The organism is Lentzea aerocolonigenes (assembly GCF_000974445.1).
Classification (GTDB): Bacteria; Actinomycetota; Actinomycetes; order Mycobacteriales; family Pseudonocardiaceae; genus Lentzea; species Lentzea aerocolonigenes.
On record NZ_BBOJ01000028.1, the window covers coordinates 80,721 to 107,004 of the forward strand.

A 26,284-nucleotide genomic window follows, 5' to 3' on the forward strand; every position below is an offset into this window, starting at 1 on the left:
ACCGTTAGAGCTCCACGCCCAGAAGCGCGTCCACCGCCGTACGGATCTGCGACGGTCCGTGCGTGTCCGAACCGCCGTGCGACAGCGCCTCGTCGGCCCACGCGTCGATGGCCGCCAACGCGCGCGGGGTGTCCAGGTCGTTGCCCAGGTGGTCACGCAGCCGTGTCACGGTGTCCACAGCGGACGGACCGGACGACAGGTCCGCGGCCCGGCGCCACTTGTCCAGGCGGACCAGCGCCTCGTCCAGCAGGGCCTGGGTCCACGGGCGGTCGTCGCGGTAGTGGCCCGCGAGCAGTGCGAGACGGACGGCGTTCGGGTCGACCTTCTGGGCCCGCAGCTTCGAGACGAAGACCAGGTTGCCGCGCGACTTCGACATCTTCTCGCCGTCGAGGCCGATCATGCCCGCGTGCACGTAGTGGCGGGCGAACGGGTGCTGGCCTGTCTGGGCCTCGGCGTGCGCGGCCGAGTACTCGTGGTGCGGGTAGATCAGGTCGGAGCCGCCGCCCTGGACGTCGAAGCCCATGCCGAGGCGGTTGTGGGCGATGGCGCTGCACTCGATGTGCCAGCCGGGGCGGCCCTCGCCGAGCTCGGACGGCCACGACGGCTCACCGGGACGCTTCACGCGCCACAGCAGGGCGTCCAGCGGGTGGCGCTTGCCGGGGCGGTCGGGGTCGCCACCGCGTTCGGCGAAGAGCTCCAGCATCTTCTCTTGGGAGTAGTTCGACTCGTAGCCGAAACGGCCGGTGGCGTCGTGCGAGTAGTAGATGTCCGGGTACTCGGAGTCGTCCACGCGGTAGGCGTGACCGTCGGCCACCAGCTTGGCGACCACCTCGACGATCTCCGGGATCGCCTCGACGATGCCGACGAAGTCCTGGGGCGGCAGGACGCGCAGGGCCTCCATGTCCTCGCGGAACAACGCGGTCTCGCGCATGGCGAGCACGACCCAGTCGTCCTGGTCGCGCTCGGCGCGCTCCAGCAGCGGGTCGTCGACGTCGGTGACGTTCTGGACGTAGTGCACGTTGTGGCCGTTGTCGAGCCACACGCGCTGCACGAGGTCGAACGTCAGGTAGGTGGCGGCGTGGCCGAGGTGCGTCGCGTCGTACGGCGTGATGCCGCACACGTACAACCTGGCGGTGTCTCCTGGAGCCGTCGGGCGCACCTCGCCCGTAGCCGTGTCGAACAGCCGCAGCGGGCGGGGGTCCCCCGGAACCCGCGGCACAGGAATCGATGACCAGGTCTGCATGCTTCCGACACTAACGCGTGCCGCCGAGTGGAGTGCAGTTTCCGGCTGTTGGGACGGCCACCCCGGACGGACCAGGACAGAAAGATCGGACATTCATTGACGACGTTGTCATCGCGTCCCTAGCGTCCAAGGGCATGCTTCGTGTCGCCGTAGCCACGGTGGTAGCGCTCTCACTGTCCCCCGCAACCGCACCCGCCGAGCCACTGGACGCGGTGGCGTACCTGGAGAACCCGCGCATGACGGGCGAGAACCAGGAGCCTCCGCACCCCGATCTCCAGCTCGAGCGGCGCCTGAGCCTCAACGGCGAGTGGCGCATCCGGATGTTCGACAGGCCCGAGGACGTCAGAGACACCGCCGAGGGCTGGCGCACGGTCCAGGTGCCGCACACGTGGCAGACGGACTTCCTCGACCACCCGATGTTCCGCAACATCCCCACCGAGATGTACCCGGACGACCCGCCCAAGATCCCCCGTGACGTCAACCCCACCGGCGTCTACGAGAAGACGTTCGACGTGCCGCGGAACTGGGACCGCACGCTCGTCCGGTTCGAGGGAGTGACCAGCGGCTACTTCGTCTGGCTCAACGGCGCCTACGTCGGCTACGACCAGGGCGGCTACACGCCCGCCGAGTTCGACCTCACCAGCAAGCTCAAGCCCGGCCGCAACACCCTGAAGGTCCAGGTCCACCGCTGGGGCTCCGGCTCCCACCTCGAGGACTACGACCAGTGGCGGTTCTCCGGCATCTTCCGCGAGGTCTGGCTCTACTCGACGCCGAAGACCTACCTCCAGGACGTCACGATCAAGACCGACCTGGACGCCGAGTACCGCGACGCCACGATCAGCGCCGACGTCAAGATCGGCGGGCCCGCCGAGGGCCACACCGTCCGGACCAGGCTGTTCGACCCGCGGGGCCGTGAGGTTCCGATCACGAACGGCAAGGTCGCGAACCCGTTGAAGTGGACCGACGAGACCCCGAACGTCTACGAGCTGCGGATCGAGCTGCTCAAGGACGGCCGCGTGATCCAGACCGGCCGGCAGCCGGTCGGGTTCCGTAAGATCGAGATCGCCGACAAGCAGCTGAAGATCAACGGAAAGCGCGTCCTGTTCCGCGGCACCAACCGGGCGGAGACGAGCGTGCGCGGCAGCCGGCACGTCACCCGCGCCGAGCAGGAAAAAGACGTCCAGCTGATGAAGCGGTTCAACATCAACGCGGTCCGCACCTCGCACTACCCGAGCGACCCGTACTTCTACGAGCTGGCCGACCGCAACGGCCTGATGATCGCCGACGAGGTCGACATCGAGACCCACCACCACGACGGCTGCCCGTCCAACTGCCTCGCCGAACGCCCGGAGTGGCAGGACGCGTTCCAGGACCGGTTCGCCGCGATGATGCAGCGCGACAAGAACCACCCGAGCGTGATCATGTGGGACACCGGCAACGAGGCGGGCCTCGGCAAGGCGCACTACACGATGGCCGAGTACGCCAGGAAGAACGACACCCGCCCGCTGTACCACCAGCCGAACGTCCCCGACGGCGACGCGCCGTTCGCCGACGTCTCCGGCCCGCGCTACCCGTCGCCCGCCGGTCTCGAAGCCAAGGCGAAGACCACCACCAAGCCGATCATCATGGGCGAGTACGCGCACGCGATGGGCAACAGTCTCGGCAACTTCAAGGAGTTCTGGGACGTCGTGCGCGCCTACCCGCAGGTGCAGGGCGGCTTCATCTGGGACTGGGCCGAGCAGAACATCGCGTTGCCGTTGTTCACCACCCCTGACGACGCGAGCGGCATCATGAGCTGGCTTTCCGGCAAGCCGTCCCAGGTGGACGGACCACACGGCAAAGCCTTGCAGCTCAGCGGACTCGACGACTTCGTCGAGGTGTACCGGGACCGCAAGCTCGACGAGGTGAGCACCGGGCTCACCCTCGACGCGTGGGTCAAGCCGGACACGTGGACCGGTGACTTCACGGTCATCTCCAAGGGCGACCACCAGTACGCGCTGAAGATGGCGAACCAGAACACGCTGCAGTTCTTCATCCACAGCGGTACGTGGCGCACGGCCGAAGCGCAGGTTCCCGCCGACTTCCACGGCAGCTGGCACCGCGTCACCGGCACGTTCGACGGCACGAAGCTCCGGTTGCTGATCGACGGCCGTGAGGTCGCCACGACGAACTACACCGGCACGATCGACTGGTCGCACTGGCCGGTCAACATCGGCCGCAACGCCGAGACCATGCAGGAGAACGTCCAGACCCGCATGGCGCACGGCAGCGTCGACCAGGTCCGGATCTACCACCGGGCCCTGACCGACGCCGAGCTCGCCGCAGACCCGAAGAAGTCCGCGGTGCTGGCGCTCGACTTCGAGAAGCTGGAGGACAAGGGCCGCAAGGAGTCCTACGGCGCCGGCACCGGTGGTGTCGACGGCGTGGTGTGGGCGGACCGCAGGCCGCAGCCGGAGACGACCGAGCTGATGGCGGTCCACTCCCCCATCAGGTTCTCCTACGACGACAACAAGCTCACGGTCGTGAGCGAACGTCAGTTCACCGGCACCGACGACCTCGAACTGCGCTGGCAGGTGCAGGACAACGGCCGCACGATCGCCCAGCACCGCGGCAGGCTCCAGCCGGGCACGGTCACGTTGCCCGATTTCACCGCCGACACCGACCGCTGGCTGACCGTCCGGGCGACCGACCGGCAGGGCAACGACGTCGGCATCGCGCAGTTCCCGCTCGGGGGCACGCAGATCGCCGGCCTGCACACGTCCGTCCCGGCAGGCGAGCTCACCACCACGCAGAACGACGACGAGGTCGTGGTGTCCGGCAAGGACTTCCGTTACGTCGTCAGCAAGCGCTCCGGCACGCTCACGTCGATGCGGGTGCGTGGCACCGAGCTGCTCAGGACCGGCCCGGAGCTCGACGCGTGGCGGGCGCCGCTGTCCAACGAGTTCATGAGCGAGGACAACTCCTGGTACCGCAACGGTCTCGACCGGCTCAGGACCACGCCGTCGAGCGTCACAGTCACGCGGAGCGGGAAGGACACCGTCATCACGGCCAGGTCCACCGCCCAGGCCGTGGCCACGGCGTCGTTCGGCCAGACCTTCACCTACCGGATCACCGGTGACGGCGAGATCCACGTCGGCCACCGGGTCGCCGCGAAGGACAGGATGCGCGACCTGAGCTACCTGCCCGGCATCGGTTTCACGCTCAAGGTTCCCGACAGCTTCGGCAGGTTCACGTGGTACGGCCGCGGTCCGGGCGAGAACTACGACGACCGCAAGTCCGGCAACCCCGTCGGCGTGTACCAGTCCACTGTGGACCGCGAGTTCAACGACTACTACAAGCCGCAGGACTTCGGCAACCACGCGGACACGCGCTGGGCGACGCTGTCCGACGGCCGCGCCGGCCTGCTCGTCGCGGGTGACCTCGACGTGCGCGTCTCACGGTACGACGACCTGGATCGGGCGGCCTACCCGTTCGCGCTCAAGAAGAACGACGGCTGGACGACCCTGCACGCGGCGCATCGCGTCACGGGCGTCAGCGAGACGTTCCACGAGCCGTTGCCGCAGTACCAGGTGGAGGCGGGCAACGAGTACGCGTACTCCGTGCTGCTGCGCCCGCTCACGCCCGTGGAAGCGGCCACGGGCAAACTCGGCCAACGAGTGGACTGCGCACCCACCGCCGAGCTGAGGGCCACCGACACCGCTCTCGAACCGGGCGAGCAGGTGGAGGCCGAACTGGTGGTCACGAAGCCGTGTCCCGGCACCACGACGGCCACCCTCTCCGCTCCCGAGGGCTGGTCGATCTCGCCGGGCATCCTCGATCTCACCAACGGCTCGGCGAAGGTGACGATCAGGCGCGACGGCGGCGACATCGGCACCCGCCCGGTGTTCGCCGAGATCCGCTCCGGGAAGGCCACGACGACCCTGAACAGGGACTTCACCGCCACTCCTCCCGCGCCGACCGGGGAAGCGGCGGTGTCCGCGCTGCCGTTCCTCGGCGAACGCAACGGCTGGGGCCCGATCGAGCGCGACCGCAGCAACGGCGAGAACTCCGGCGGTGACGGCAACCCGATCAGCATCCGGGGCGCGAAGTTCGACCGGGGCGTCGGCGCGCACGCCGAGTCGGAGTTCGGGGTCTACACGGGCGGGAAGTGCAGCCGGCTCACCGCGACCCTGGGTGTGGACGACGAGACGAACGGCAGCGGCAGCGTCCGGTTCGAAGTGCTGAAGGACGGTCAGCCGGTCTACCAAAGCCCCGTGCTGACCGGGCAGAGCGCGGCGCTGCCCATCTCGGTCGACACGAGTGGAGCAACGGTGCTGACGTTCCGGGTGACGGACGGAGGTGACGGCAACGCCTGGGACCACGCTGACTGGGCGACGCCTACGTTGACCTGCGCTTAACGGCGTACCGTTGGGGATCAAGGGCATTCGCCGGTGAAGGGCGGGTCTCATGATCGTGGAAATCCTCGGCGGACTCGTCGCGCTCGGGGGCCTCGGCCTCGCGATGAGCGCGAGAGTGATCAAACAGTTCGAACAGGGACTCGTGTTCCGGTTCGGCAAGCTCCAGCAGGCCGTGCGCGGGCCGGGGCTGACGATGATCGTTCCGGGCGTGGACACGCTGCGGAAGGTCAACATGCAGATCGTCACCCTGCCCGTGCCGGCGCAGGACGGCATCACGCGCGACAACGTGACCGTGCGCGTGGACGCCGTCGTGTACTTCAAGGTGCACGACCCGGCGAAGGCCGTCATCAACGTCGAGGACTACCGGTTCGCGATGTTGCAGGTGGCGCAGACGTCGTTGCGGTCGATCATCGGCAAGAGCGAGCTCGACGACCTGCTGTCGAACCGCGAGCACCTCAACCAGGGCCTGGAGCTGATGATCGACACGCCCGCGCTGGCGTGGGGCATCGACATCGACCGGGTCGAGATCAAGGACGTGGCGCTGCCCGAGAGCATGAAGCGCTCGATGTCGCGGCAGGCGGAGGCCGAACGCGAACGCAGGGCCCGCATCATCACCGCGGACGGCGAGCTGCAGGCTTCCAAGAAGCTCTCCGAGGCCGCGGGCACGATGGAGCAGACGCCCGCCGCGCTCCAACTGCGGCTCCTGCAGACCATCGTCGAGGTGGCGGCGGAGAAGAACTCGACGCTGGTGCTGCCGTTCCCGGTCGAGCTTCTCCGCTTCCTCGAGAAGAACACCGGCACCGAACTACCGAAGGGTGATTCGTCCGAGTGAGTTAACCGCAGTAACCACCCACTCCCCCGGAACGACGTCCGGACAGGGGGTAGTGACGCATGCAGGAGAGGGCCAGGAACAGGTTCGTCGGCATCGGCATCGGCTCGTACGAGCGGGTGCAGCCGCTGCAGCACGCCGTGAGCGACGTGCGGGAGCTCCGTGCGCTGCTCAAGGGCTACGAGGGCGAACCACTGGTCGATCCGTGCGAGAACGAGATCCGCACGCACATGCAGACGTTGGTCGACGACCCGCAGAACGGTGGCTCGCTGGTCGCGTTGTGGAGCGGTCACGCCGTCCCGGTCACGGGCAAGCTCAGGCTGCTGGCCAGGGACAACAGCGGCAGGGCCGACGGCATCGCCATCGAGGACTTCGTCCTGTGGTGCGCGGCGTCGGGCGCGCACCAGGTGCTGGTGATCGTCGACGCGTGCTACTCGGGCCAGCAGCTGGACGACGCTCTGGGCACGATCGCGAACATGCAGGAGGAGCTGCTCGCCGGGCAGATGCACTGGGCGGGTGTGCTGGTGTCGTGCTCCGGCGTCGAGACGGCCCGCGACGGCCTGTTCGGCGGCAAGCTCCGCAACCTCCTGCGCACTGGGCCGATCGCGGACGCGGACGTGCTGCGCTGGAGCGACCGCACACCGCTGGTCGACGGCGGCATCATCGGCACGGCGCTGCTGAACGCGTGGGACAGCGACGTGCAACGACCGCGCTTCATGCAGTACGGCTCACCTGGGCCGATGCTGCCGAACCCGCTCTACGCACCGCACACGGTCGTGAAGCACCTTCTGCTCGCGGCGCGTGGTGGCGACTCGCCGGACAACCGGTCGTGGTTCACCGGCCGCACCGCCGAGGTCGACCAGGTCGTGGGCTGGATCCGGTCCGCCACGCCCGGCCTGCGCGTGGTCACCGGCGCGCCCGGCACCGGCAAGTCGGCGATCGTCGGCCGCGTCGTGAGCCTCTCCAACCAGGCGGAACGGGATCTGCTGCTGACCGCCGGGCCGCCGTTCCAGCACGCCGACCCCGGCCAGAACTCGGTGGCGGCGGCCGTGCACGCCCGCGCGATGGACGCCGACCGGGTCGCCGACCTGATCAGCCGCCAGCTGGTCGCCGCGGGACTCGTCGGTCCGCCGGACGGGCCGCGCCGGGGTGCCGCCGAGCTGGTCGGCGTGGTCAGCACGCTCGCCGAGCCGCCGGTGATCGTGGTCGACGGCCTGGACGAGGCACGTGGTGAGTCGTTCTCGATCGCCACGTCGCTGCTGACCAAGCTCGCGAACCACGCCGTCGTGATCGTCTCCACGCGGCAGGCGCACCGGGTCGCGGGCGGTGCGCCGCTGCTGACCGAGCTCTCTCCCGTCGAGGTGCTGAACCTCGACAAGAGCGACAGCGCCTCCTGTGTGCGCGACTACGCGGTGGCACGGCTGGGTTCCCGCGTTGCGCCGTCCACTGTGGAGGAGATCGCGCGGATGCCGTTCCTGGCCGCGTGGATGGTCACCGACCAGCTCCTCACCGACGGCGGGGCGGACTTCGAGCCGTCGCTGGGGGCCGCGTTCGACCACGAGCTCGACAAGGTGTCCGCGGCACGGCCGTTGCTGACCGCGCTGACGTGGAGCTACGGCGCGGGGTTCCCCGAGGCCGAGTGGATCGCGGTGGCGCAGGCGTTGTCGGGCGAGGAGTTCGGCCGTGACGACATCACCGCCGTGCTCACCGAACTGGGCCGTCACGTCGTCCAGGACGGTGAGGAGGGCACGGCGGTCTTCAAGCTGACGCACCAGACGTTCGCGGACCTCCTGCGGCCTCCGTTCGCGCCGAGCAGGGACGCGGTGTTCGCGCCGGGAGCGGAGAAGGTGGCGTGTGCGTTGATCCGCCTGTACCGGCAGCGGATCGAGGCGGGTGTGCCGCCGGACGTGCCCGGCTACCTGTGGAAGTACGCGTGGCGGCACTGCGGGCACGCGGGCGCGCAGGCGTTGGACGGCCTGCGCGAGCTCGCGATGATGAACCGGATGCTGTTGCCGGACATCGCTCTCGCGGCGACCACGGCGGCGAGCGAGCTGACGCACTGGGGCCGCGGCGACGAGGCGATCGCACCGCTGGAGGAGGCCGCCGAGCACTTCCGCGCGCTGGTGCCGGACATCCGGATGTACCTCGCGGACCTCGCGCACGTGCTGAACCGGCTCGGCCAGCGGTTCCGCGAGGCCGGCAGGCTCCAGCAGGCGGTGGCACCGGCGGAAGAGGCCGTGGTCCGCTATCGCGAGCTGGTCGCGTCCACGCCGACGACCGCGGAGACCCTGACGCACAAACGGCTCGCGCAACGCATCGCGAAGACCACGTCGCACGGCGGCGACAACCCGACGTACGCGGCGCACCTCAGCGGTGCGCTGGTCGACCTGAGCGAGGTCTACGCGATGGTCGGCCGAGGGCACGAGGCGTTGTCGACGGCCAAAGACGCCGTGGCGGCCGTGAGCACAGGTGCTCCGCTTGCGCGCGCGTTGATGTGTCTGTCGGCGCGGTGCTGCGAGACCGGGCGGCGCTACGAGGCCATGCAACGCTCACGGCAGGCCGTCGACGAGTACTTCCAGCTCGCGCAGACGAACCCTGCGTTCCTCGCTGACCTGGTGACCGCACAGGTCGAGCTGAGCCGCGACTACCTGACGCTGGGCAGGCTCGCCGAGGCCGACCAGGTCACGCAGCAGGCCGCGGAGATCAGCGTCACGCTCGGCAGGCACGCCCCGTTCGGGCCGCAGCTCGCGGACGCGGCGCTGAGCCTGAGCGTCGCGTACAGCATGGTCAACCGCAGGAGCGAGGCCCTCGACACCGCCAGGCAGGCCGCCGACCTCGCCGACGGACTGCCGATCCACGGCCAGGCGCTGCACAACCTGATGCGCCGTCAGCGCGACGCGGGCAAGCTGGAGGACGCCCTGGTCACCGGGCAGCGGACCGTCGAGGTGTGCCTGCTGCCCGAGCACGAGCACCGCCTGTCGACGCTCGCGGCAGCGCTGTTCACGCTCGACACGATCTGCGCGGGCCTGGGCCGGCCGGAGATCGTCGACAGGACGTGGGACCACGTGCTGGAGCGGTTCACCGGGCCGCACCACGCGACGCTGCTGACGCTGCGGGCCGCGGCGACGGCGGCGGGTGACCCGGTGGCGGCGAAGTGGCTGTGCCAGGCGCTCACCCACGTCGGGCAGTCCCGCCAGGCGCTGCACGACGTGCACGACATCGCGCGCCGCCACTTCGACTCCGGCCGGCCGTGGCCGTGGGACACGACACCGGACTGGCTGACGGTCGACCGTGTGTTGTTGAAGACCGCACGGGCGTGGGTGTTCGCGCGCTCGTACGCCGAGGAGCGAGCGATCCTGCTCGAACACCCCGAACTTCTCTCGACGGACGCGGACGTCGCCGTCACCGAGGCGTTGTACGGCACCAGCCTGCTGGAGGCGCAGGTCATCCAGTCCCGCCGCACGACCGCGCAGGCGCAGGGCGTCGAGCACTCGTACCGGCCGTGGTTGCTCGCGAGCCTCGCGGACGAGTTCGTGGACGCCACGACCGCACGCCGCCGCGAGCTGCTCGCGACGCGCCGTGCGGAGCTGCTGGACAAAGAAGTCCTCAAGAACGTGCGGGACAACCGGCCCGTACAAGCGTTGCTGCTGCTGGCCGACGAGGACACCGACGTGCTCGATCTCGTGCTGGACGCTCAGGACGATCCCTCACTGGTCACCGACGTCCTGCGTGGACTCGCGGCGAGTGCGTCACCGCAGGCGCTCACCCAGGCCGTGACGGCGTTGGAGCCGTACGCATTGGCAGCGCTCTACAAGGCGGTAGCGCGCGCTCGGGCCGGTGACGGGCGTCTGGCGTTGCCTCCTGCCGACCAGCGTCTGGCGTGGATCCACGAGCTGACGTACCTGGTGCCCGCGAACCCCGAACTGCTGTCCCTCATCCGCAAGCTGGCCGAGGAGTCGTAGATGAGCGATCTGGTCGTCGTCCTGCCCGGCATTCTCGGCAGCACGTTGCGCGACGAGGACGGGGTGGTGTGGGAGGTGTCGGGCAGGGCCGTGGTGCGCGCGGTGCTGACGCTCGGCCGCAACCTGCAACGCCTCAAGCTCCCCGACGGCATCGGCGACGAGCACCCCGGCGACGGCATCCAGCCCGTGGCGTTGATGGCGGACCTGCACGTCATCCCCGGCATCTGGACGCCGTTGAAGGGCTACGACCGGGTGACCAGGCGGATGAACTCGCTCGGCTACACCGTCGAGAAGGGCAACCTGCTGCTCTTCGCGTACGACTGGCGGCTGTCCAACAGGTACAACGGCGCCCTGCTGGCTCGCCGCGTCGACGAGGCGCTGGACAAGCTCGGACCGAACGCCAAGGTCAGCTTCGTGTGCCACTCGATGGGCGGGTTGGTCGCGCGGTGGTGCATCGAGCAGTGCGGGATGGCCGAGCGCACGGACAAGCTGATCACGATGGGCACGCCGTACCGCGGTGCGGCGGCAGCGTTGGAGCAGCTGGTCAACGGCGTGAGGAAGGGCCTCGGGCCGTTGGCGATCGACCTGACCGAGTTCGCGCGCTCGATGCCGTCGCTGCACCAGCTGCTGCCGGAGTACGCGTGCATCGAGAGCGCTTCGGGACTCGTGAAGACGACCGAGACCACGTTGCCCGAGCTCGACACGAAGATGGTCGAAGACGCGATGGCGTTCCACGGCTCGTTGAGCGACTCGTTCGCCGACCGCACGTACGCGATCATCGGCGGTAAGCAGCCCACAGCCACGACCGCGCGCATCGCCGACGGCAAGGTGACCTGCTTGCGCACCTACGAGGGCGACGAGCTGTACGGCGACGCGACCGTGCCGATGGTCGGGGCCGCACGCCGTGGGCTGGCGTTGTCGTCGAACACGCTGCACCGCGTGACGGAGCAGCACACGTCGTTGCAGGACAACGCGGCGGTGCTGGACGCAGTGGAGTCGTTCCTGACCTCGAAGGAGATTATCCCGAGGAACGTCACGGCGACGGAACCGCAGGTCAGCGTGCCGGACCTGGTGCTGGCAGGCGAGGACCTGGCCGTCACCGTCGAGCTGAAGGACACCACCCCGCGGGCGCTGAAGGTGGCGGTGCTCGACGAGAACGGCAGACAGGTCGAGTCGCGCAGTCCGGCAATCTCCGAGACCATGGCGATCAAATTCGACGGACTGACCCCTGGCGCCTACTACGTGCAGGTCAGCGGCATCTCGGTGGGTGCTCCGGTGGTCCCGGTGACCTCGGCGGTGCTCGTCATGGATTGCCCCTCGCCCTGACCGGGAGGACGATGTTCGGGTACAGCGAGGAGGCGCGATGACCACGATCAAGCCGACGCCGGTGGTACCGCATCCGGGAGCTGCGCGCGCCCGGCCGAAGGGGTCGTACTTCCTCTCCCTGTTCAAGACCACAGATCCCAAACAGATCGGGATCATGTACCTGACCACGTCGTTCGCGTTCTTCATGATCGGCGGCGTGATGGCGCTGCTGATGCGCGGCGAGCTGGCGCGGCCGGGCCTGCAGTTCCTGTCGAGTGAGCAGTTCAACCAGCTGTTCACCATGCACGGCACGATCATGCTGCTGCTGTACGCGACGCCGATCCTGTTCGGGTTCGCCAACTTCGTCCTGCCGTTGCAGATCGGTTCGCCCGACGTCGCCTTCCCCCGCCTGAACGCCTTCTCGTACTGGCTGTACCTGTTCGGCGGGATCACCGTGCTCGCCGCGTTCGTGACGCCGGGCGGCGCGCCCGACTTCGGCTGGTTCGCCTACACCCCGCTGTCCGGCGCGGCACACTCACCGGGCGTCGGCGCGGACCTGTGGATCATGGGGCTGGCGGTGGCCGGCCTCGGCACCATCCTCGGTGCGGTCAACATGGTCGTGACGGTGGTGTGCCTGCGGGCGCCGGGCATGACCATGTTCCGGATGCCGATCTTCACCTGGAACATCCTGGTGACGTCGGTACTGGTCCTGATGGTCTTCCCGATCCTCACCGCGGCGCTGATGGGCCTCGCGGCGGACCGGCATCTCGGCGCGCACGTGTTCGACCCCGCGAACGGCGGCGTGATCCTCTGGCAGCACCTGTTCTGGTTCTTCGGCCATCCCGAGGTCTACATCGTCGCCCTGCCGTTCTTCGGGATCGTGACCGAGATCTTCCCGGTGTTCAGCCGCAAACCGTTGTTCGGCTACAAGGGACTGGTGTTCGCGACGCTGGCGATCGCGATGCTGTCCGTGGCCGTGTGGGCACACCACATGTACGCCACGGGCGCCGTGTTGCTGCCGTTCTTCTCGCTGATGACGTTCCTGATCGCGGTGCCGACCGGCATCAAGTTCTTCAACTGGATCGGCACGATGTGGAGGGGGCAGCTGACCTTCGAGTCACCGATGCTGTTCTCGGTCGGCTTCCTCGTGACGTTCCTCTTCGGGGGTCTGACGGGCATCCTGCTGGCCGCGCCCGCTCTCGACTTCCACGTGTCGGACACCTACTTCGTGGTGGCGCACTTCCACTACGTGCTGTTCGGCACGATCGTGTTCGCCACCTACGCGGGCATCTACTTCTGGTTCCCGAAGATGACCGGCCGGATGCTCAACGAACCGCTGGGCAAGCTGCACTTCTGGACGACCTTCTTCGGCTTCCACGGCACGTTCCTGGTACAGCACTGGCTGGGCAACGAGGGCATGCCGCGCCGGTACGCCGACTACCTCGGCTCCGACGGCTTCACGACGCTCAACATGATCTCCTCGATCAGCTCGTTCGTGCTCGGCCTCTCCGTGCTGCCGTTCGTGTGGAACGTGTTCAGGTCGTACCGCTACGGCGACCCGGCCCCGCAGGACGACCCGTGGGGCTACGGCAACTCGCTGGAGTGGGCGACGACCTCTCCCCCGCCGCGGCACAACTTCAAGGAACTGCCGCGCATCCGTTCGGAGCGGCCGGCGTTCGAGCTGCACTACCCGCACATGGTCGAGCGGATGCGCGAGGAGGCGCACTTCTCGTTGACCCATCCCGGAAAGCACCGGGTGGGCAAGGACGAAGCGACCGAGAAGGCGCTCGCCTCGACGGATCGGGACGGCAAGACCGACTAGGGCCTGCGGCTTGCACCTTCCGCAACGGCATGTGGTCCAGTGGACTCGTCTTTCACGCCACCCCGCCGGGTCAGGATCGGTGACGCGGCGGCCTTCGCCGGCACGACGCCGCGGGCGATCCGCCACTACCACGAGATCGGCCTGCTCCCCGAGCCCGAGCGGGGCGGTGACGACCGCCGCCGCCACGGGTACGAGGACATGATCCGCCTGCTGTGGATTCGCAGGACGGCAGGCGCCGGGATCGCCCTGGACGACATCCGTGACGCGTTCAGCACCGGTGCCGGTGTCGCGGGCGTCCTGGAGCGGTTGGAGGAGAGCCTCGCCGAGCAGGAGGCGGAACTGCGGCGGCAACGGACCGCCGTGCAGCGGGTGCGCGCCGAAGGCAGCCGGATGGGCCTGCTCTCCGACTTCGTCACCGCACGCCTCAAGGACCTGCCCGAGGGCTCCCTGCGTCAGGCGGACCTGGACGACCTGCTGATCACCGAGCGGATCTTCGGCCCGCTCGGCGCGGCCGTCCAGGCCACCCGGTTCGTCGTCCTGGCCACGCATCCCGCTCTGCGCCAGGAGTGAGGACGACGACGCCCTCTTCGACGCCTGGGACCGTGCTACCGCTGATGACGGGGAGGCCCGCTCCATGAGCGCGGTCGAAGCCATCGGCAAGATGCCCTACGACTTCTCCCCGGCCCGCCTGCGCTGTGCGGAGCTCGTCGAGGAGCTGTCCGCCACCTGAACGACGTCAGCGGCCGGGAAGCAGACCCCCGTCCACCACGGCCTTGCTCAGCGGCGCGGCCAGCTCGACGAACCGCTGCTTCTCCTGGTCCGACAACACGTCGTAGGCCGGCGCGGCCATGCGGTCCGTGTCGTCCTCGATACCCTGCCGGAACTCGCGTCCCTTCTCGGTCAGCAGCTGGTCCTCGCCGACGAGTCCGCGGCCGCGCAGGTCCTCGACGGTCGCCGCCCACTGCTCCTCGGACCACACGCGCGTCCGGCGCAGCACCTCGGCCGGGTAGTCGCCCGTGGCGGCGTGCAGCACGAGCGCCTCGATGCCGGTGATGTTGTGCCGCAGCAGGGCCGCGAGGTGCCCGTCCCCGCGGAACTCGCGCAGCAACGTCTGGGCGTGGAAGAGCTGCAGGCGCGTCTCGTCCGGCCACGGCAGCCCGGCGTGCGCGGCGAACAACGTGCGCCCCTGCGGCATCTCCTTGGCCCGCTCGGCAGCCCGCCGGGCGAGTTCGGTGATCTCCTTGAGGTCGTCCGGCAGCACCTTGCCCAGCGCCTCGTCGGCCGCCTCCAGCCGGAGCTCGATCATGCGCTGCGGCGTGACCTTCTCCCACGCCTGCGGAATGCGCGCCCGCACGATTTCGGGGTTGAAGTTGTAGAACGTCGCGATCACGACGTCGGCCCCCACCGCCCCGAGCGCCGCCGCCCGTGACGCGAAGTACCCACCGGGCCGGTCGAGCCCGACGCTCGCGTACCGCGTCTCCGCCTCCGGGGCGAAGTAGATCATTCCGTGCACGGCCTCGAGCGAGCGAAACAGAGTCCTGATCATGTCTTCCAACCTAGATCTTCCCGGCCGGTTCGTCAGGCGCCAAAAATTGTCAGACCCCTCTGTCAAGCTCCCTGACGTGGACCCGAACACCTTCTGGAAGCTGATCGCCGAAGCCCGCTCGACCGACTGCTGTGACGTGGTCGCCGCGGCCACCGCGCAGCTGGCGACCCTGCCCCCGGCCGAGATCGTGGCCGCGCAACAGGTCCTGTGGGACCTGATGGCGCAGTCGTACCAGAACCCGTTGTGGGCAGCGGCCTACCTCATCAACGGCGGCTGCTCGGACGACGGCTTCGACTACTTCCGCGGCTGGCTCCTGACCCAGGGCCAAGCGGTCTTCACCGCCGCCGTGGCGTCCCCGGACTCGCTGGCGTCCTTACCGGCCGTGGTGGCCGCGGCGGAGTCCGGCGAGGAGTTCGAGTGCGAGGCAGCGCTCTCCATCGCCTGGGACGCCCACATCAAGGCCACGGGCATGCAGCTGCCGCAGGACGCCTTCAGGATCCGCTATCCGGAGCTCGACCCGGACTGGGACTTCGACTTCGACGACGAGGAGGAGCTGGCAGCCCGCCTGCCGCGGCTGGCGGAGCTGTACCTGCGTTGAGCGACGCGGGGTGTGGTGGGCGGAGGCGCCGCGGGTGGAGGCACGCCACTCCGTCTGCCTGAACTGACCGGCTACGGCAGATTCGGGCCCGCCAGCTCGCCTCTCACCTGCGCCGACCGGCTACGACACGTCCACGCTCGCCCGCTCACCCGCGCCGACGGCAACAGCACGCCCAGGCCCGCCCCCTCACCCACGCCGACCGGCGACGAGCACGCCGAACGCCACGTGATCCAGCCACTGCGGAACCCTTGGGAGGGCACGGATGTCCGGGTTGTGCCGCCCGATGACCTCCAGGTCGAGTGCAGCGATCAACAACCCGGCGATGGCTCCCCGGATCACACCTCGCACCCCGAGCCGTGTCAACACGAACGTCCAGAACGCCGACACGGCCAGATGCACCACCACACCCGCACCAACACCGCCACGCACCAACGACCCGGCAGCGCGCGTGGCACGCAGCGGTGAGTCGCCGACCGCGAGCGCGTACGCAGTCGACGGCAGGCCGCTCAACACAACAGCGACCAGGTACCGACGCATCAGCGCGCCACCTCAACCGCCAACGGCACACGCCCGAGCCACAGCATCACCACGCCACCAACCACAGCCGACGCATCGCCACCCGACCAACCGCCGACGACACCCGACCAGACAGCCGGCGCATCACCGCCGCCGTCGCCGCGACCTCAGGTAGTCACTCACCACGGCAGCCCCGAGCCCGTCCTCATCAGGCGACACGACCCGTCCCCCGCCCCGCCGAGCCACGATGTCCACGAACGCGGCCAACCGCGGATCATCCCCCAGCTTGAACACCGAGATCGTCGCCCCGAGACGAGCCAACGCGTCAACCTCGTTCAACGTCTTGGTCAATGTCCGCGGCAGCGGCGGGTAGTTGAACTCCGCATCCCCGTCCGGCTCCAGGTGGGCCGTGGGCTCGCCGTCGGTCACCACCAGCACCACGGGCTGCGCATCAGGATGACGTCGCACGTGCCGACCAGCCAGCAACAACGCGTGGTGGAGGTTCGTTCCCTGCTCCCACACACCTTCCAGCCCCGTCAGCTGACCGATGTCCACCGCCTCGGCATAGCGCCCGAACGTCACCAGTTGCAACGCATCCGTGCGGAAACGGGTGCGCACGAGGTGATGCAGCGCCAACGCCGTGCGTTTCATCGGCACCCAACGGCCGTCCTGCACCATCGACCAGGACGTGTCCACGCACAACGCCACCGCGGCACGCGTGCGGTGTTCCGTCTCGGACACTTCCAGGTCCACCACGTCCAGCGACATCGAGCCCGACCGCAGCACGGCGTTGCGCAGGGTGCGTGGCACGTCCCACGGTTCGGTGTCGCCGAACTGCCACGGCCTGGTCGAGCCCATCAGCTCGCCCGCGGCGCCGGCCGACGTGGTTTCGCGCGAGCCCTGCGACGAGCGGAGTTGGTCGACGACGCCGCGCAGGGCCGTCTCGCCCAGGCGCCGCAACGCTTTCGGCGTCAGGCGCAACGAGCCGTCCGGGGCGCGTTCCAGGATGTTCTGCTGCCGCAGCGCCTTCTCCAGGTCCGCCAACCGGCGGGCGTCGACCGCGGCCGACCCTCCCAGCTGGCGTTCCAGCGCTTCCAGGTCGATGTCCTCCAGGCGCGCGCCCGGATACGACTGGGAGAGCTGCTCGGCCAGTGCGTCCAGCTCGGCCAGGTCCGCCATCGCCTGCGCGCCCTCGCCGAGACCCAAGGGGTCCTGGCCGCGGAAGCGGGCGGAGGAGGTCCAGTCGAGACCGGGGCGCAGTTGCTGCAGCAGAGAGTCCAGAGTGGACAGTGAGGAGCCGATGCCGCCGAACGCCTGCTGGGACAACGCCGCCAGCTCGGCGCGCTGGGCGTCGGTCATCGAGTTCATCATGCGTTGCGCGGCGGCCGAGCGGGCGGCGAGGGCGTCGATGAGCTCGTCGACGTTGCGGGGCTTCTCCGGGAAGAACTCGCCGTGCTTGCGCATGAACTCGTCGAACAGGCGCGGGGTTTCCGGCGAGCCGGACGCGTGCGCCTCCAGCAGCGAGTTGAGGTCGCGCAACATGCGCTGGATGCGGCGGACGTCGTCGGAGTCCACGTTGGACAGTGCTTCCTTCATGCCCTGGAAGCGCTGGTCCAGCATCTCGCGGCCGAGCAGCTCGCGGATCTGCTCGAACGCGGAACGAGCTTCTTCAGAACGCCAGTCGTACGACGCGAGCTCCTGGACGGCCGCGGCCGTGCCGGGTGGCAGCGCGTCGAGCTGGGCCTCGCGGAAGCGCGCGTCGTCGGACGGGTCCGGGAACAACGCGCGGCGCTCGGCCTCCACCGCCTTGTCCAGCAGCTGGCGGACCTCGGACAGCGTGCCGTCGAGGCGGTGCCGGCGCTGGATCGACGCACGGCGCTGCCACAACCGCGAGGTCAGGTCGTCGAGGCCGCGCGTGCCGTCGACGCCCCGGCGCAGCAGCTCGCGCAGGGCGGACGACGGGGACGCGCCCTCCATGATCTCGCGGCCGAGCTCGTCGACGGCCGCGCGCAGGTCGACCGGCGGCGCCAGCGGGTCGGCGCCACCACCCCAGCGTCCGTAGCGATATCTCATCCGTAAACCGATCGGTCGTCGTCGGAGGAGGTGTCCTTCGACAGGTGGCGAGTCAGGTACAGCGACTCCAGCGCCAGCTCCACGGCGGAGGCGATGCGGCCGACGGGGTCCTTCGGGCCCGCGCCCATGCGGGCCGCCACCTCGTGCAGGATCGGCAGCTCCGGCAGGGCCGCCAGCAGGTCACCGGCGTGCACGCGGTCACCGGTCGCGACCGGGTGGCCGTCGGAGACCACCTCGGCCAGCGCACGGAGGTTCAACCCCGCCAGGCGGGCACGGGCCGTGTCGGCGATCGAGCGGCGCAGCAGGTGCACGAGGACCTCGTCCTCGCGGCCCTCCTCCCCCGCCTCGAACTCGAGCTTGCCGCGCAGCACGTCCGGCACCGACTCGAGGTCGACCGGGCGGGCGATGGCCGGGGTCTCGCCGATCAACGCGGACCGGCGCAGTGCCGACGCCGCAACGGTTTCCGCCGCCGCGACCGCGAACCGGGCGGACACGCCGGAACGCTGGTCGATCGACGACGACTCGCGCAGGTGCCGGACGAACCGGGCGATGATCTCCAGCAGGTGGTCGCCGACTTCGGCCACCAGTGAGGCCTCCTGGCGGACCAGGTCGACCTCGGCGTCGACCTCCAACGGGTAGTGCGTGCGCACCTCCGCGCCGAAGCGGTCCTTCAAAGGCGTGATGATGCGGCCGCGGTTCGTGTAGTCCTCGGGGTTCGCGGTCGCCACGAGCAGCACGTCCAGCGGCAGCCGCAGCGTGTAGCCGCGGACCTGGATGTCGCGCTCCTCCATGACGTTGAGCAGCGCGACCTGGATGCGTTCTGCCAGGTCAGGCAGCTCGTTGATGGCGATGATGCCGCGGTGGGCGCGCGGGAGCAGGCCGTAGTGGATCGTCTCGGGGTCGCCGAGCGACCGCCCCTCGGCGACCTTCACCGGGTCGACGTCGCCGACCAGGTCACCGACGGACGTGTCCGGCGTCGCGAGCTTCTCCGCGTAACGCTCGTCGCGGTGCCGCCACACCACCGGCAGGTCGTCGCCGAGTTCCGACGCCCGGCGGCGGGACTCCGGGGTGATCGGGTCGAGCGGGTGTTCGCCCAGCTCGGAGCCCTCGATCACGGGCGTCCACTCGTCGAGCAACGTCACCAAGGTGCGCAGGAGCCGCGTCTTGCCCTGCCCGCGCTCGCCGAGCAGGACGACGTCGTGGCCTGCCAGCAGCGCGCGTTCCAGCTGCGGGAGCACCGTGCGGTCGAACCCGACGATGCCGGGCCACGGGTTTCTGCCCTCGCGCAACGCCGCGAGGAGGTTCTCCCTGATCTCGGTCTTGACGCCGCGCGGCAGGTGCCCGGCGGCGCGCAGTTCGCCCGCCGTGCGGGCCAGGTTCTGGGTCACGCGAACGACGCTACGCACCGAATCCGGGCTCGTCGATGTGGAGCAACTCCAGGCGGCGGCGCTTCTCGTACAGCAGAATGCGGGGCGCTATGAGTGACAGTGTTGATTTCAAATGGGCTCCCTCCCCTGCCGACTGGCGGGCCAGCCTGCGCGCGATGGTGCCGATGTTCCGGTGGGCGCCGTGGTTCGCCCTGGCGCTGGGCGTGTTCTCGCTGGTCCTGCTGTTCGGTTTCGACGGCATGGTGCCGGCGGCCGTGTTCGGCCTGGTGTTCGCGCTGGTCATCGGGTTCATGGAACCGGTGGCGGTGTGGTGGCGCTTCTCGTCGGACGAGATGATCAGCCGGACCGTCGTCGGCAGCGCGGACGACCAGTCGTTCCGGATGGCCGTGGGCACCTCGGTGCGCGAGGAGATCGTCTGGGAGGAGCTGCCGGGCTGGACGGAGACGCGGCAGGGCTTCGTGCTGGAGACGCTCGACGAGGGCGCGGCGTCGCTTTCGGTGCCGCACCGGGCGTTCGCGTCCGATGAGGACGTCGCGTCGTTCCGCACGTTGCTGGAAGAGCACATCGGTCCGTCGAAGTAGGTGTCTCGGATCGGACACACCGGGTGGGGCTCACCCGGTCCGGCCACGTAACCTCGTCGCGTGTCCTGTGCGAGTGCCACGCTGGTCGTGTGGACGTCGGGTTGGCTGCACGGTCTGGCCGCCTCCGACGACGTCCTCGACGCCCTGCACACGTGGGCCGAGCAGCACGAGGTGGTGGCCGATGACGACGGCACCGCCACGGCGCTCGACCTCCCCGGTCCCGACGAGGCCCCCGTGGGTCCCGCCCTGCTGCTGGCCGCGTTGCGGCGCGCGGGGGCGACGTCCGCGCGGCTGGTGCTGCCCGTGCCGGGTGACGTGCGGGGACTGGGCGGCAAGGGCCCGCTCGCGACGTGCGCGCTGCGGTCCGGTGAGGCGCTGGTGATCCCGTCGGTGCACGTCGGGCTGGTGCCGAAGATCGTGGCGGACGGCGTCATGCGCTGGACCGTGTTCGACCTGCCGTCCTCGAACGGCCTGGAGCACATCCCGATCGGCGAGGCCGAGCACGGGCTGGGCGCGGCGCTGCGCGAGGCGACGGCGGCACTGGCATCACTCGACGTGGCCAAGCACCGTCCGAACGTGCGCAAGGAGATCGCCGACCTCGCCGCCGCGAACTCGTCGCTGCCGTGGCCGGACGCGATGCCGCCGCGCGCGCTGCGGGTGTTGCAGCGTGCCGCCGAAGTGGACGCGATCGTGTCCGTGGCCAGGTCGGACTCTCCAGGTGGTGCCGTGTCGGCGTCGGCGATGTCGGCGCGCACCGAGGCGTTGCGGCCGGTGTCGGAAGCGGTGCGGCGGGCCCGGTGCGCGGCCGTGGACGAGGCCGTGCGCGTGCTCGCGGACAGCGGCGCGGGCAAGCACTGACCCAAACGAGTGGTTCTCCTCCGGCCAACTCCCCCTGGCGCGGCAACTCCCCCGGAACTGTCGGTGGCCCCGCATAGGGTGCCGATGGGGAGGTACGCCGGATGGACGACGTCGACCAGCGCCGGTCGAGCACAACACCCAGGTACGCGGGTGCCCTCATGCTGGCCGCCGTCGCGGGCCACCTGCTCTCGCAGGCGGCGACGGGGGCGCTCGCGACCTGGCAGTCGTGGGTGCTCTACGGCATCGGCACGGCGCTGCTCGTGCTGTCGGCGTCCGCGATCGAGCGGCTGAACCAGCTGGTCAAGCGCATCCGGTTGCGCTGGGTGGTGTTCACGGCGGTGCTGGTGGTCGCGGCCGGGCTGATCGCGCTCGCGGCACCGCCGGTGGTCGCGTACGGCCGGGTGCTGCTGCTCGGCTGCCCGCAGCCGACCGAGGTGCGCGTGCTGACGTCGCAGGACGCGTTGCCCGCGATCAGTGAGGTGGCGCGGAAGTTCGAGCAGCACACGGCGAAGGAGCACCACGAGTGCCGCACGGCGCGGCTGCACGTGTTCTCCGCCCCGGCGGATCGGGGTGCCACGGCGTTGCGGACCTCCTGGCCGTCGCAGGCCCTGCGGGAGATCGGACCGCATCCGGACGTGTGGCTGCCGGACTCCACGGCGGAGACGGCCGAGGTGGTGCGCCGCGCCGGTGGCCTCGGCTCGACGGTGCGCATCAGGCCGGGCGGCTCGGCGGCGTTCTCGCCGGTCGTGCTCGCGGTGCCGACGCGGATCGCGAAGGACGTCGTGACCGGTTCTTCCGAGAAGTGGGGCGACCTGCTGACCGCGGTCGCGGGGAAGGGTCTCGCGATCGGGCGGCCGAACCCGCTCACCTCGACCGACGGCAAGCTCGCGACGTACGCGTTGTACCAGGAGCTGACACCGGCCGTGGTGGAGCGCCGCGTCGAGGACGCCACCAGGTTGCGGCCGGACGCCGCGATGATCACCACTGAGCAGGTGTTGTTGCGGCACAACAAGACCAGCTGCGCGCAGAGCCCGTGCCTCACCGCGCTGTACCCGTCGGACACCTACCACGCGGACTACCCGGTGAACCTCGTCGAGTGGGACGAGTGGGACGTGTCGAACTTCGCGGCACGCGAGCCGGCGCGGGAGTTCCAGGCGTGGCTCGGCACGCCGGACGGGATGTCGGCCCTCAACGCCGCCGGGCTGCGGCCCGCCAGGCAGGCGGCGGGGGCCGAGTTCAGCGAGGAGCACGGCGTGCAGGCGGGTCTGGCGCTCGACCACACCGAGGCCGCGCCCGAGGAGAAGGCCCTGGAGTCCTTCCAGAAGAAGTACGAAGACGCGAAGAGGGCAGGCCGGGTCTGGCTCACGCTCGACGCCTCCGGCTCGATGACCGAGCCGACCGCCACCGGTGAGCCGCGGTTCGCCATCGCGGTCGAGGGCGTCCGCAAGGCCCTGTCCCAGATGGGCGCCAGGGACACGTACGGCCTGTCGGTGTTCAACAACACCGAGGTCCGGCCGCTCGTCCCTCTCGGCAAGCGCGACGAGCAGACGGCGGCCACGGCCTTGAGCACGGTGCAGCCCACCGGTGGCACACCGCTGCACACGGCGATCCTCGACAGCCTCGACCGGGTCGGCGCGAACGACGCGGAGCACGTCAGCGCGGTGATCGCGTTGACCGACGGCGAGGACACGACGAGCGCGCAGACCCGTCAGGACGTGGTGGACGCGGTGCGGCAGAAGGGAATCCGGGTGTTCGTGATCGCGGTCGGGGACGCGAGCTGTGCGGCGCACGGGCTCGCCGCGATCACGGACACCTCCGGCGGTGAGTGCCGCGACTCGACGACGGACACGCTCGGGGACGACCTGGCCGCGTTGTTCCGCAAGGTGTGGGGAGGCACCGGATGAGGTGGATGCGACGACTGTGGGCGGCCAGACCGAGGCTGGGCCCACCCGGCGTGGTGTGGGCGAACCGCTCGTGGCTCGCGATGGGCGTGGCCGTCGGCGTGGTGCTGACGATCCTGTTCACCAGCGGGGTGCAGCCCCTCTTCCGCGAGTCGACCGAGTGGGAGAAGGGCAAGCTGCTCGTGCTCAGCGGCCGCGACCAGAGCGAGGGCGGCCAGCGCCGCGCGTTGATCAACCAGTGGAACGCCGAGCACCCCGAACAGCCGGCGGAGATCGTCGAGCTGCCCACCGAGGCGGACGGCCAGCGCAGCGAGATGGTGGCGCGCGCGAGGGAGAAGGCGGAGAACGCGGACGTCTACAACCTCGACGTCACGTGGACCGCGGAGTTCGCGCAGTCCGGTTACCTGCGCCCGCTGTCCGGTGTGGACACCAGCGGCTTCCTGCGGCGTCCGCTGGAGAGCTGCCACTACCAGGGCGTGCTGTGGGCGTTGCCGTTCAACACGGACGCGGGCCTGCTCTTCTACAACAAGAGCCACGTCACGGACACGAAGGAGGTACCTCTCGACCTCGACGACATCGCCACCACCTCCACTCGCCGCCTGCGCGCACCGGAGGGCGAGGGCCTCGCCGCCGGCTACGCGGGCCAGCTCGCCGACTACGAGGGCCTCACCGTGAACGCCCTGGAGCTGATCTGGGCGGAGAAGGGTGACGTCGTCGACGAGACCGGCAAGGTCGTCATCGACTCCGACCGCACGCGCAGGGCCCTGCGCTGGCTCGCCGACGGTCTCAAGGGCGACAAACCGGTGGTGCTGCCGGATTCGCGCTCCCAGAACGAGCCGCTGAGCACGCAGGCGTTCCGCGACGGCAAGGTCGTCTTCATGCGCAACTGGCCGGTCGCCCACCGCACCCTGCAGGGCAACCGCGGCGAGTCGGCCGGCCGCCCGGGCATTGACTTCGAGGTGGCGCAGCTCCCCGGCCCGAGCGTCCTGGGCGGCCAGAACCTCGCGATCTCCGCCAAGTCCACGAAGCCGCGCGCCGCCCAGGCCCTCATCGAGTTCCTCACGAGCCCCCGCAGCCAGCAGCTGCTCTTCGAACGAGGAGGCCTGGCCGCCACGCGCGGCATCGTCTACCAGGACAGCCGCGTGGCCACCGAACACCGGTACGCGCGCACGCTGCTGAAGGCCATCGAGGACGCCCGATTAAGGCCGGTCACCCCGTACTACTCGCGCTTCAGCGACGAGTTCCGCACTGTGGTCCGCTACGCCCTCGACCACGACGGTGCTCTGCCCAGCAACGCCTCGCAGGTGCTGAGCGCGGCTCTTCAGGGCCACTGATCGACGGAAGGAACAGTTTCCATCGCTTGGGGACGCACCAGAGGCCTGAACATCCTGGTCTCATGCCCTACAAGTTCAGGAAAGCCGCCATCGCCCTCGCGGCAGTCGCCCTGACCGCCGTGGTGGCTCCGCCCGCAAGCGCCACCACCGCTCTCGCCGACTGCACGGCGAGACTGAACCCGCTGGCCTGGCAGTGGACCGCGCAGTGCACGGCGCCGCACAAGGTCACGATCAGGTCGGACCGCCGGTGGTACTGGCTGCACCAGCCCGGCATCGTCTACACCACGACGTCGACGAGCACCCGTGAGGTCGTTCCCGGAACCCCGTGGAACGGATGGATCCTTCCCCTTCCCGAGTCGGTCACCGTCACTCTCTGCCTGACCGCCTACCAGGACTCGACGCTGCTGATCGCACCGACAACCTGCTACGGCCGCTGGCCGTAGAACCGCTCAGGGCGTGCGCCTGCGCAGCGTCACCGCGCCCAGCACCAGCGCCAGCAACCCGCACGCCGCCACGATCACCAGGTTGCGCAGCAGTTCGCCGGTGATGTCGGACGACGTCGTCACGGCCGTGAGCGCGTCCACGGCGTACGACAACGGCATGACGTTGGACAGCCACTCCAACACGGGTGTCATCGACTCGCGCGGCGCGAACAGCCCGCACAACAACACCTGCGGCATGACGAACAACGGCATGAACTGCACGGCCTGGAACTCGGTGCGGGCGAACGCGCTGGCGAACAATCCCAAAGCCGTGCCCAGCAACGCGTCCAGCCCGGCGATCACCACGAGCAGCCAGACCGAACCACCGATCGACAACCCGAGCCACCACAACGAAACACCAACGGCGACAAGCACCTGCACGAGCGCCACGACCCCGAACGCCAGCGCGTAACCGAACAACAGGTCCAGCTTGGCGATCGGCATCGTCATCAGCCGTTCCAGCGTCGCCGTCGTGCGTTCGCGCAGGGTCGTGATCGACGTGACGATGAACATGATCGCGAACGGGAAGACCGCCAGCAGTGCCGGCGCGGCACGGCTGAAGGCGGCTTCGGAGTTGAAGACGAACCGCAGCAGGATCAGCAGCAACGACGGCATGAGCACCATCAGCGCGACGGTGCGGCGGTCGTGGCGGAACTGGTTCAGGATCCGCGCGGCGGTGGCGAGCAGGATCGTGGTGTTCATGCCGCCTCACTCTCCCTGACCAGCGACAGGAACGCCTGCTCCAGGTCACCGGTGCCCGTCTGGGCGAGCAGTGCGGAAGGGGTGTCGTCGGCGAGCAGCGCACCGTCGCGCATCAACAACAACCGCTCGCAGCGCGCCGCCTCGTCCATGACGTGGCTGGAAACCAGCAACGTGACTCCACGGGACGCCAACGTGCGGAACAACGTCCACAGCTCGTCACGCAGCAACGGGTCGAGGCCGACCGTCGGTTCGTCGAGCACCAACAGCTCGGGTGTGCCGAGCAGTGCGACGGCCAGGCTCGTGCGCGACAGCTCGCCACCGGACAAAGAGGACACGAGCTGGCCTTCGTGCCCGCCCAGGCCCACCTCGTCGACCACGCGAGCGACGTCGGATCGCGGCGCGCGCAGGACGGCACAGAAGTAGCGCAGGTTCTCGGCCACGGTGAGGTCCCCGTACACGGAAGGGTTCTGGGTGGCGTACCCGATCCGGTTGCGCAGGCCGGGGCTGCCGGCCGGTGCGCCCAGCACGGAGACCGACCCGCCCGAGACGATCTGCACGCCGACGACCGCGCGCATCAGCGTGGTCTTGCCACAGCCGCTCGGGCCGAGCAGCCCGGTGACACTGCCCTGCGGGATCGTGCAGCTCACGTCCCGCAGGACCAGACGCCCGCCCCGGTGAACCCGGAGCCCCTTGACCTCGACGGCCGCGGAACTGGTCATCCACCAATTCTGCGCCCGTTGAAAAACC

The 26,284-nt window shown here is 69.6% G+C and carries 19 protein-coding genes; 12 read left to right on the plus strand and 7 right to left on the minus strand.

The features are described from left to right. Nucleotides 1–4 precede the first annotated feature (4 nt). Nucleotides 5–1,243, minus strand: coding sequence for a cysteine--1-D-myo-inosityl 2-amino-2-deoxy-alpha-D-glucopyranoside ligase (gene mshC, locus AOM45_RS41770; protein WP_030471478.1), 1,239 nt, complete (start codon nt 1,241–1,243; stop codon nt 5–7). 134 nt (nt 1,244–1,377) lie between these two features. Between mshC and AOM45_RS41775 the strand changes: the two genes are divergently transcribed. Genes AOM45_RS41775 through AOM45_RS41800 form a run of 6 tightly spaced genes read left to right on the plus strand, consistent with a single transcriptional unit; the run spans nt 1,378 to nt 14,128 of the window. Next, on the plus strand, nt 1,378–5,640 hold the full coding sequence (locus tag AOM45_RS41775; RefSeq protein ID WP_035912642.1) for a glycoside hydrolase family 2: 4,263 nt from the start codon (nt 1,378–1,380) through the stop codon (nt 5,638–5,640). A gap of 49 nt (nt 5,641–5,689) precedes the next feature. Beyond that, nucleotides 5,690–6,472, plus strand: coding sequence for a slipin family protein (locus tag AOM45_RS41780; RefSeq protein WP_051784351.1), 783 nt, complete (start codon nt 5,690–5,692; stop codon nt 6,470–6,472). A gap of 59 nt (nt 6,473–6,531) precedes the next feature. Next, the gene (locus tag AOM45_RS41785; RefSeq protein ID WP_035912641.1) at nt 6,532–10,431 is read left to right on the plus strand and encodes a tetratricopeptide repeat protein; all 3,900 of its coding nucleotides are present in this window, start codon (nt 6,532–6,534) and stop codon (nt 10,429–10,431) included. Beyond that, nucleotides 10,432–11,757 carry an esterase/lipase family protein gene (locus AOM45_RS41790; protein ID WP_030471475.1) on the plus strand — a complete coding sequence of 442 codons (1,326 nt, stop codon included), beginning with the start codon at nt 10,432–10,434 and terminating at the stop codon, nt 11,755–11,757. It abuts the gene before it with no gap. A gap of 37 nt (nt 11,758–11,794) precedes the next feature. Continuing rightward, on the plus strand, nt 11,795–13,558 hold the full coding sequence (gene ctaD / locus AOM45_RS41795; RefSeq protein WP_030471474.1) for an aa3-type cytochrome oxidase subunit I: 1,764 nt from the start codon (nt 11,795–11,797) through the stop codon (nt 13,556–13,558). Nucleotides 13,559–13,597: 39 nt separating this feature from the next. Next, nucleotides 13,598–14,128 (plus strand): MerR family transcriptional regulator, encoded by a 531-nt coding sequence (locus AOM45_RS41800; RefSeq protein ID WP_201780168.1) that lies wholly within the window; start codon nt 13,598–13,600, stop codon nt 14,126–14,128. A gap of 166 nt (nt 14,129–14,294) precedes the next feature. On the opposite strand, the gene AOM45_RS41805 is transcribed toward AOM45_RS41800, so the two are convergent. After that, nucleotides 14,295–15,104, minus strand: coding sequence for an SCO6745 family protein (locus AOM45_RS41805; RefSeq protein WP_035912638.1), 810 nt, complete (start codon nt 15,102–15,104; stop codon nt 14,295–14,297). A gap of 76 nt (nt 15,105–15,180) precedes the next feature. Between AOM45_RS41805 and AOM45_RS41810 the strand changes: the two genes are divergently transcribed. Beyond that, a complete protein-coding gene (locus AOM45_RS41810) occupies nt 15,181–15,702 on the plus strand; it encodes a DUF4240 domain-containing protein (RefSeq protein ID WP_030471472.1) in 522 nt (173 codons plus the stop codon). A 186-nt stretch (nt 15,703–15,888) separates the two neighbouring features. Here the strand turns inward: AOM45_RS41810 and AOM45_RS41815 are convergent, their stop codons facing one another. From AOM45_RS41815 to AOM45_RS41825, 3 genes are all read right to left on the minus strand, one after another. Continuing rightward, nucleotides 15,889–16,239, minus strand: coding sequence for a hypothetical protein (locus AOM45_RS41815; protein WP_030471471.1), 351 nt, complete (start codon nt 16,237–16,239; stop codon nt 15,889–15,891). Nucleotides 16,240–16,362: 123 nt separating this feature from the next. Then, a complete protein-coding gene (locus AOM45_RS41820; RefSeq protein WP_030471470.1) occupies nt 16,363–18,291 on the minus strand; it encodes a vWA domain-containing protein in 1,929 nt (642 codons plus the stop codon). After that, nucleotides 18,288–19,679: a sigma 54-interacting transcriptional regulator gene (locus AOM45_RS41825; protein WP_030471469.1), complete on the minus strand. Its 1,392-nt coding sequence runs from the start codon at nt 19,677–19,679 to the stop codon at nt 18,288–18,290. Before AOM45_RS41825 ends, AOM45_RS41820 begins: the two co-directional genes overlap by 4 nt. A gap of 155 nt (nt 19,680–19,834) precedes the next feature. Here AOM45_RS41825 and AOM45_RS41830 point away from each other — a divergent pair, with 155 nt between their 5' ends. From AOM45_RS41830 to AOM45_RS41850, 5 genes are all read left to right on the plus strand, one after another. Next, complete coding sequence (locus AOM45_RS41830) at nt 19,835–20,260, plus strand: YcxB family protein (RefSeq protein WP_030471468.1); 426 nt, start codon at nt 19,835–19,837, stop codon at nt 20,258–20,260. A gap of 60 nt (nt 20,261–20,320) precedes the next feature. Further along, complete coding sequence (locus tag AOM45_RS41835; protein WP_030471467.1) at nt 20,321–21,118, plus strand: Rv1486c family protein; 798 nt, start codon at nt 20,321–20,323, stop codon at nt 21,116–21,118. Nucleotides 21,119–21,219: 101 nt separating this feature from the next. Then, nucleotides 21,220–23,022 (plus strand): vWA domain-containing protein, encoded by a 1,803-nt coding sequence (locus AOM45_RS41840; protein ID WP_030471466.1) that lies wholly within the window; start codon nt 21,220–21,222, stop codon nt 23,020–23,022. After that, complete coding sequence (locus AOM45_RS41845) at nt 23,019–24,353, plus strand: extracellular solute-binding protein (protein WP_081902544.1); 1,335 nt, start codon at nt 23,019–23,021, stop codon at nt 24,351–24,353. Before AOM45_RS41840 ends, AOM45_RS41845 begins: the two co-directional genes overlap by 4 nt. Nucleotides 24,354–24,415: 62 nt before the next feature. Beyond that, entirely contained in the window at nt 24,416–24,796 is a 381-nt protein-coding gene (locus AOM45_RS41850) for a hypothetical protein (protein WP_030471464.1), read from the plus strand. A gap of 6 nt (nt 24,797–24,802) precedes the next feature. Here the strand turns inward: AOM45_RS41850 and AOM45_RS41855 are convergent, their stop codons facing one another. Both AOM45_RS41855 and AOM45_RS41860 read right to left on the minus strand, forming a co-directional pair. Further along, nucleotides 24,803–25,537, minus strand: a complete 735-nt coding sequence (locus tag AOM45_RS41855; RefSeq protein ID WP_030471463.1) for an ABC transporter permease — start codon at nt 25,535–25,537, stop codon at nt 24,803–24,805. After that, complete coding sequence (locus tag AOM45_RS41860; RefSeq protein WP_030471462.1) at nt 25,534–26,256, minus strand: ABC transporter ATP-binding protein; 723 nt, start codon at nt 26,254–26,256, stop codon at nt 25,534–25,536. The genes AOM45_RS41855 and AOM45_RS41860 overlap by 4 nt, the downstream gene beginning before the upstream one ends. Nucleotides 26,257–26,284: the final 28 nt, after the last annotated feature.

Coding starts and splice junctions, on each gene's coding strand:
- mshC (WP_030471478.1), bottom strand. CDS start 1,243: ATGCAGACCTGGTCATCGATTCCTGTGCCGCGGGTTCCGGGGGACCCC.
- AOM45_RS41775 (WP_035912642.1), top strand. CDS start 1,378: ATGCTTCGTGTCGCCGTAGCCACGGTGGTAGCGCTCTCACTGTCCCCC.
- AOM45_RS41780 (WP_051784351.1), top strand. CDS start 5,690: ATGATCGTGGAAATCCTCGGCGGACTCGTCGCGCTCGGGGGCCTCGGC.
- AOM45_RS41785 (WP_035912641.1), top strand. CDS start 6,532: ATGCAGGAGAGGGCCAGGAACAGGTTCGTCGGCATCGGCATCGGCTCG.
- AOM45_RS41790 (WP_030471475.1), top strand. CDS start 10,432: ATGAGCGATCTGGTCGTCGTCCTGCCCGGCATTCTCGGCAGCACGTTG.
- ctaD (WP_030471474.1), top strand. CDS start 11,795: ATGACCACGATCAAGCCGACGCCGGTGGTACCGCATCCGGGAGCTGCG.
- AOM45_RS41805 (WP_035912638.1), bottom strand. CDS start 15,104: ATGATCAGGACTCTGTTTCGCTCGCTCGAGGCCGTGCACGGAATGATC.
- AOM45_RS41815 (WP_030471471.1), bottom strand. CDS start 16,239: ATGCGTCGGTACCTGGTCGCTGTTGTGTTGAGCGGCCTGCCGTCGACT.
- AOM45_RS41820 (WP_030471470.1), bottom strand. CDS start 18,291: ATGAGATATCGCTACGGACGCTGGGGTGGTGGCGCCGACCCGCTGGCG.
- AOM45_RS41830 (WP_030471468.1), top strand. CDS start 19,835: ATGGTGCCGATGTTCCGGTGGGCGCCGTGGTTCGCCCTGGCGCTGGGC.
- AOM45_RS41840 (WP_030471466.1), top strand. CDS start 21,220: ATGGACGACGTCGACCAGCGCCGGTCGAGCACAACACCCAGGTACGCG.
- AOM45_RS41845 (WP_081902544.1), top strand. CDS start 23,019: ATGAGGTGGATGCGACGACTGTGGGCGGCCAGACCGAGGCTGGGCCCA.
- AOM45_RS41850 (WP_030471464.1), top strand. CDS start 24,416: ATGCCCTACAAGTTCAGGAAAGCCGCCATCGCCCTCGCGGCAGTCGCC.
- AOM45_RS41855 (WP_030471463.1), bottom strand. CDS start 25,537: ATGAACACCACGATCCTGCTCGCCACCGCCGCGCGGATCCTGAACCAG.
- AOM45_RS41860 (WP_030471462.1), bottom strand. CDS start 26,256: ATGACCAGTTCCGCGGCCGTCGAGGTCAAGGGGCTCCGGGTTCACCGG.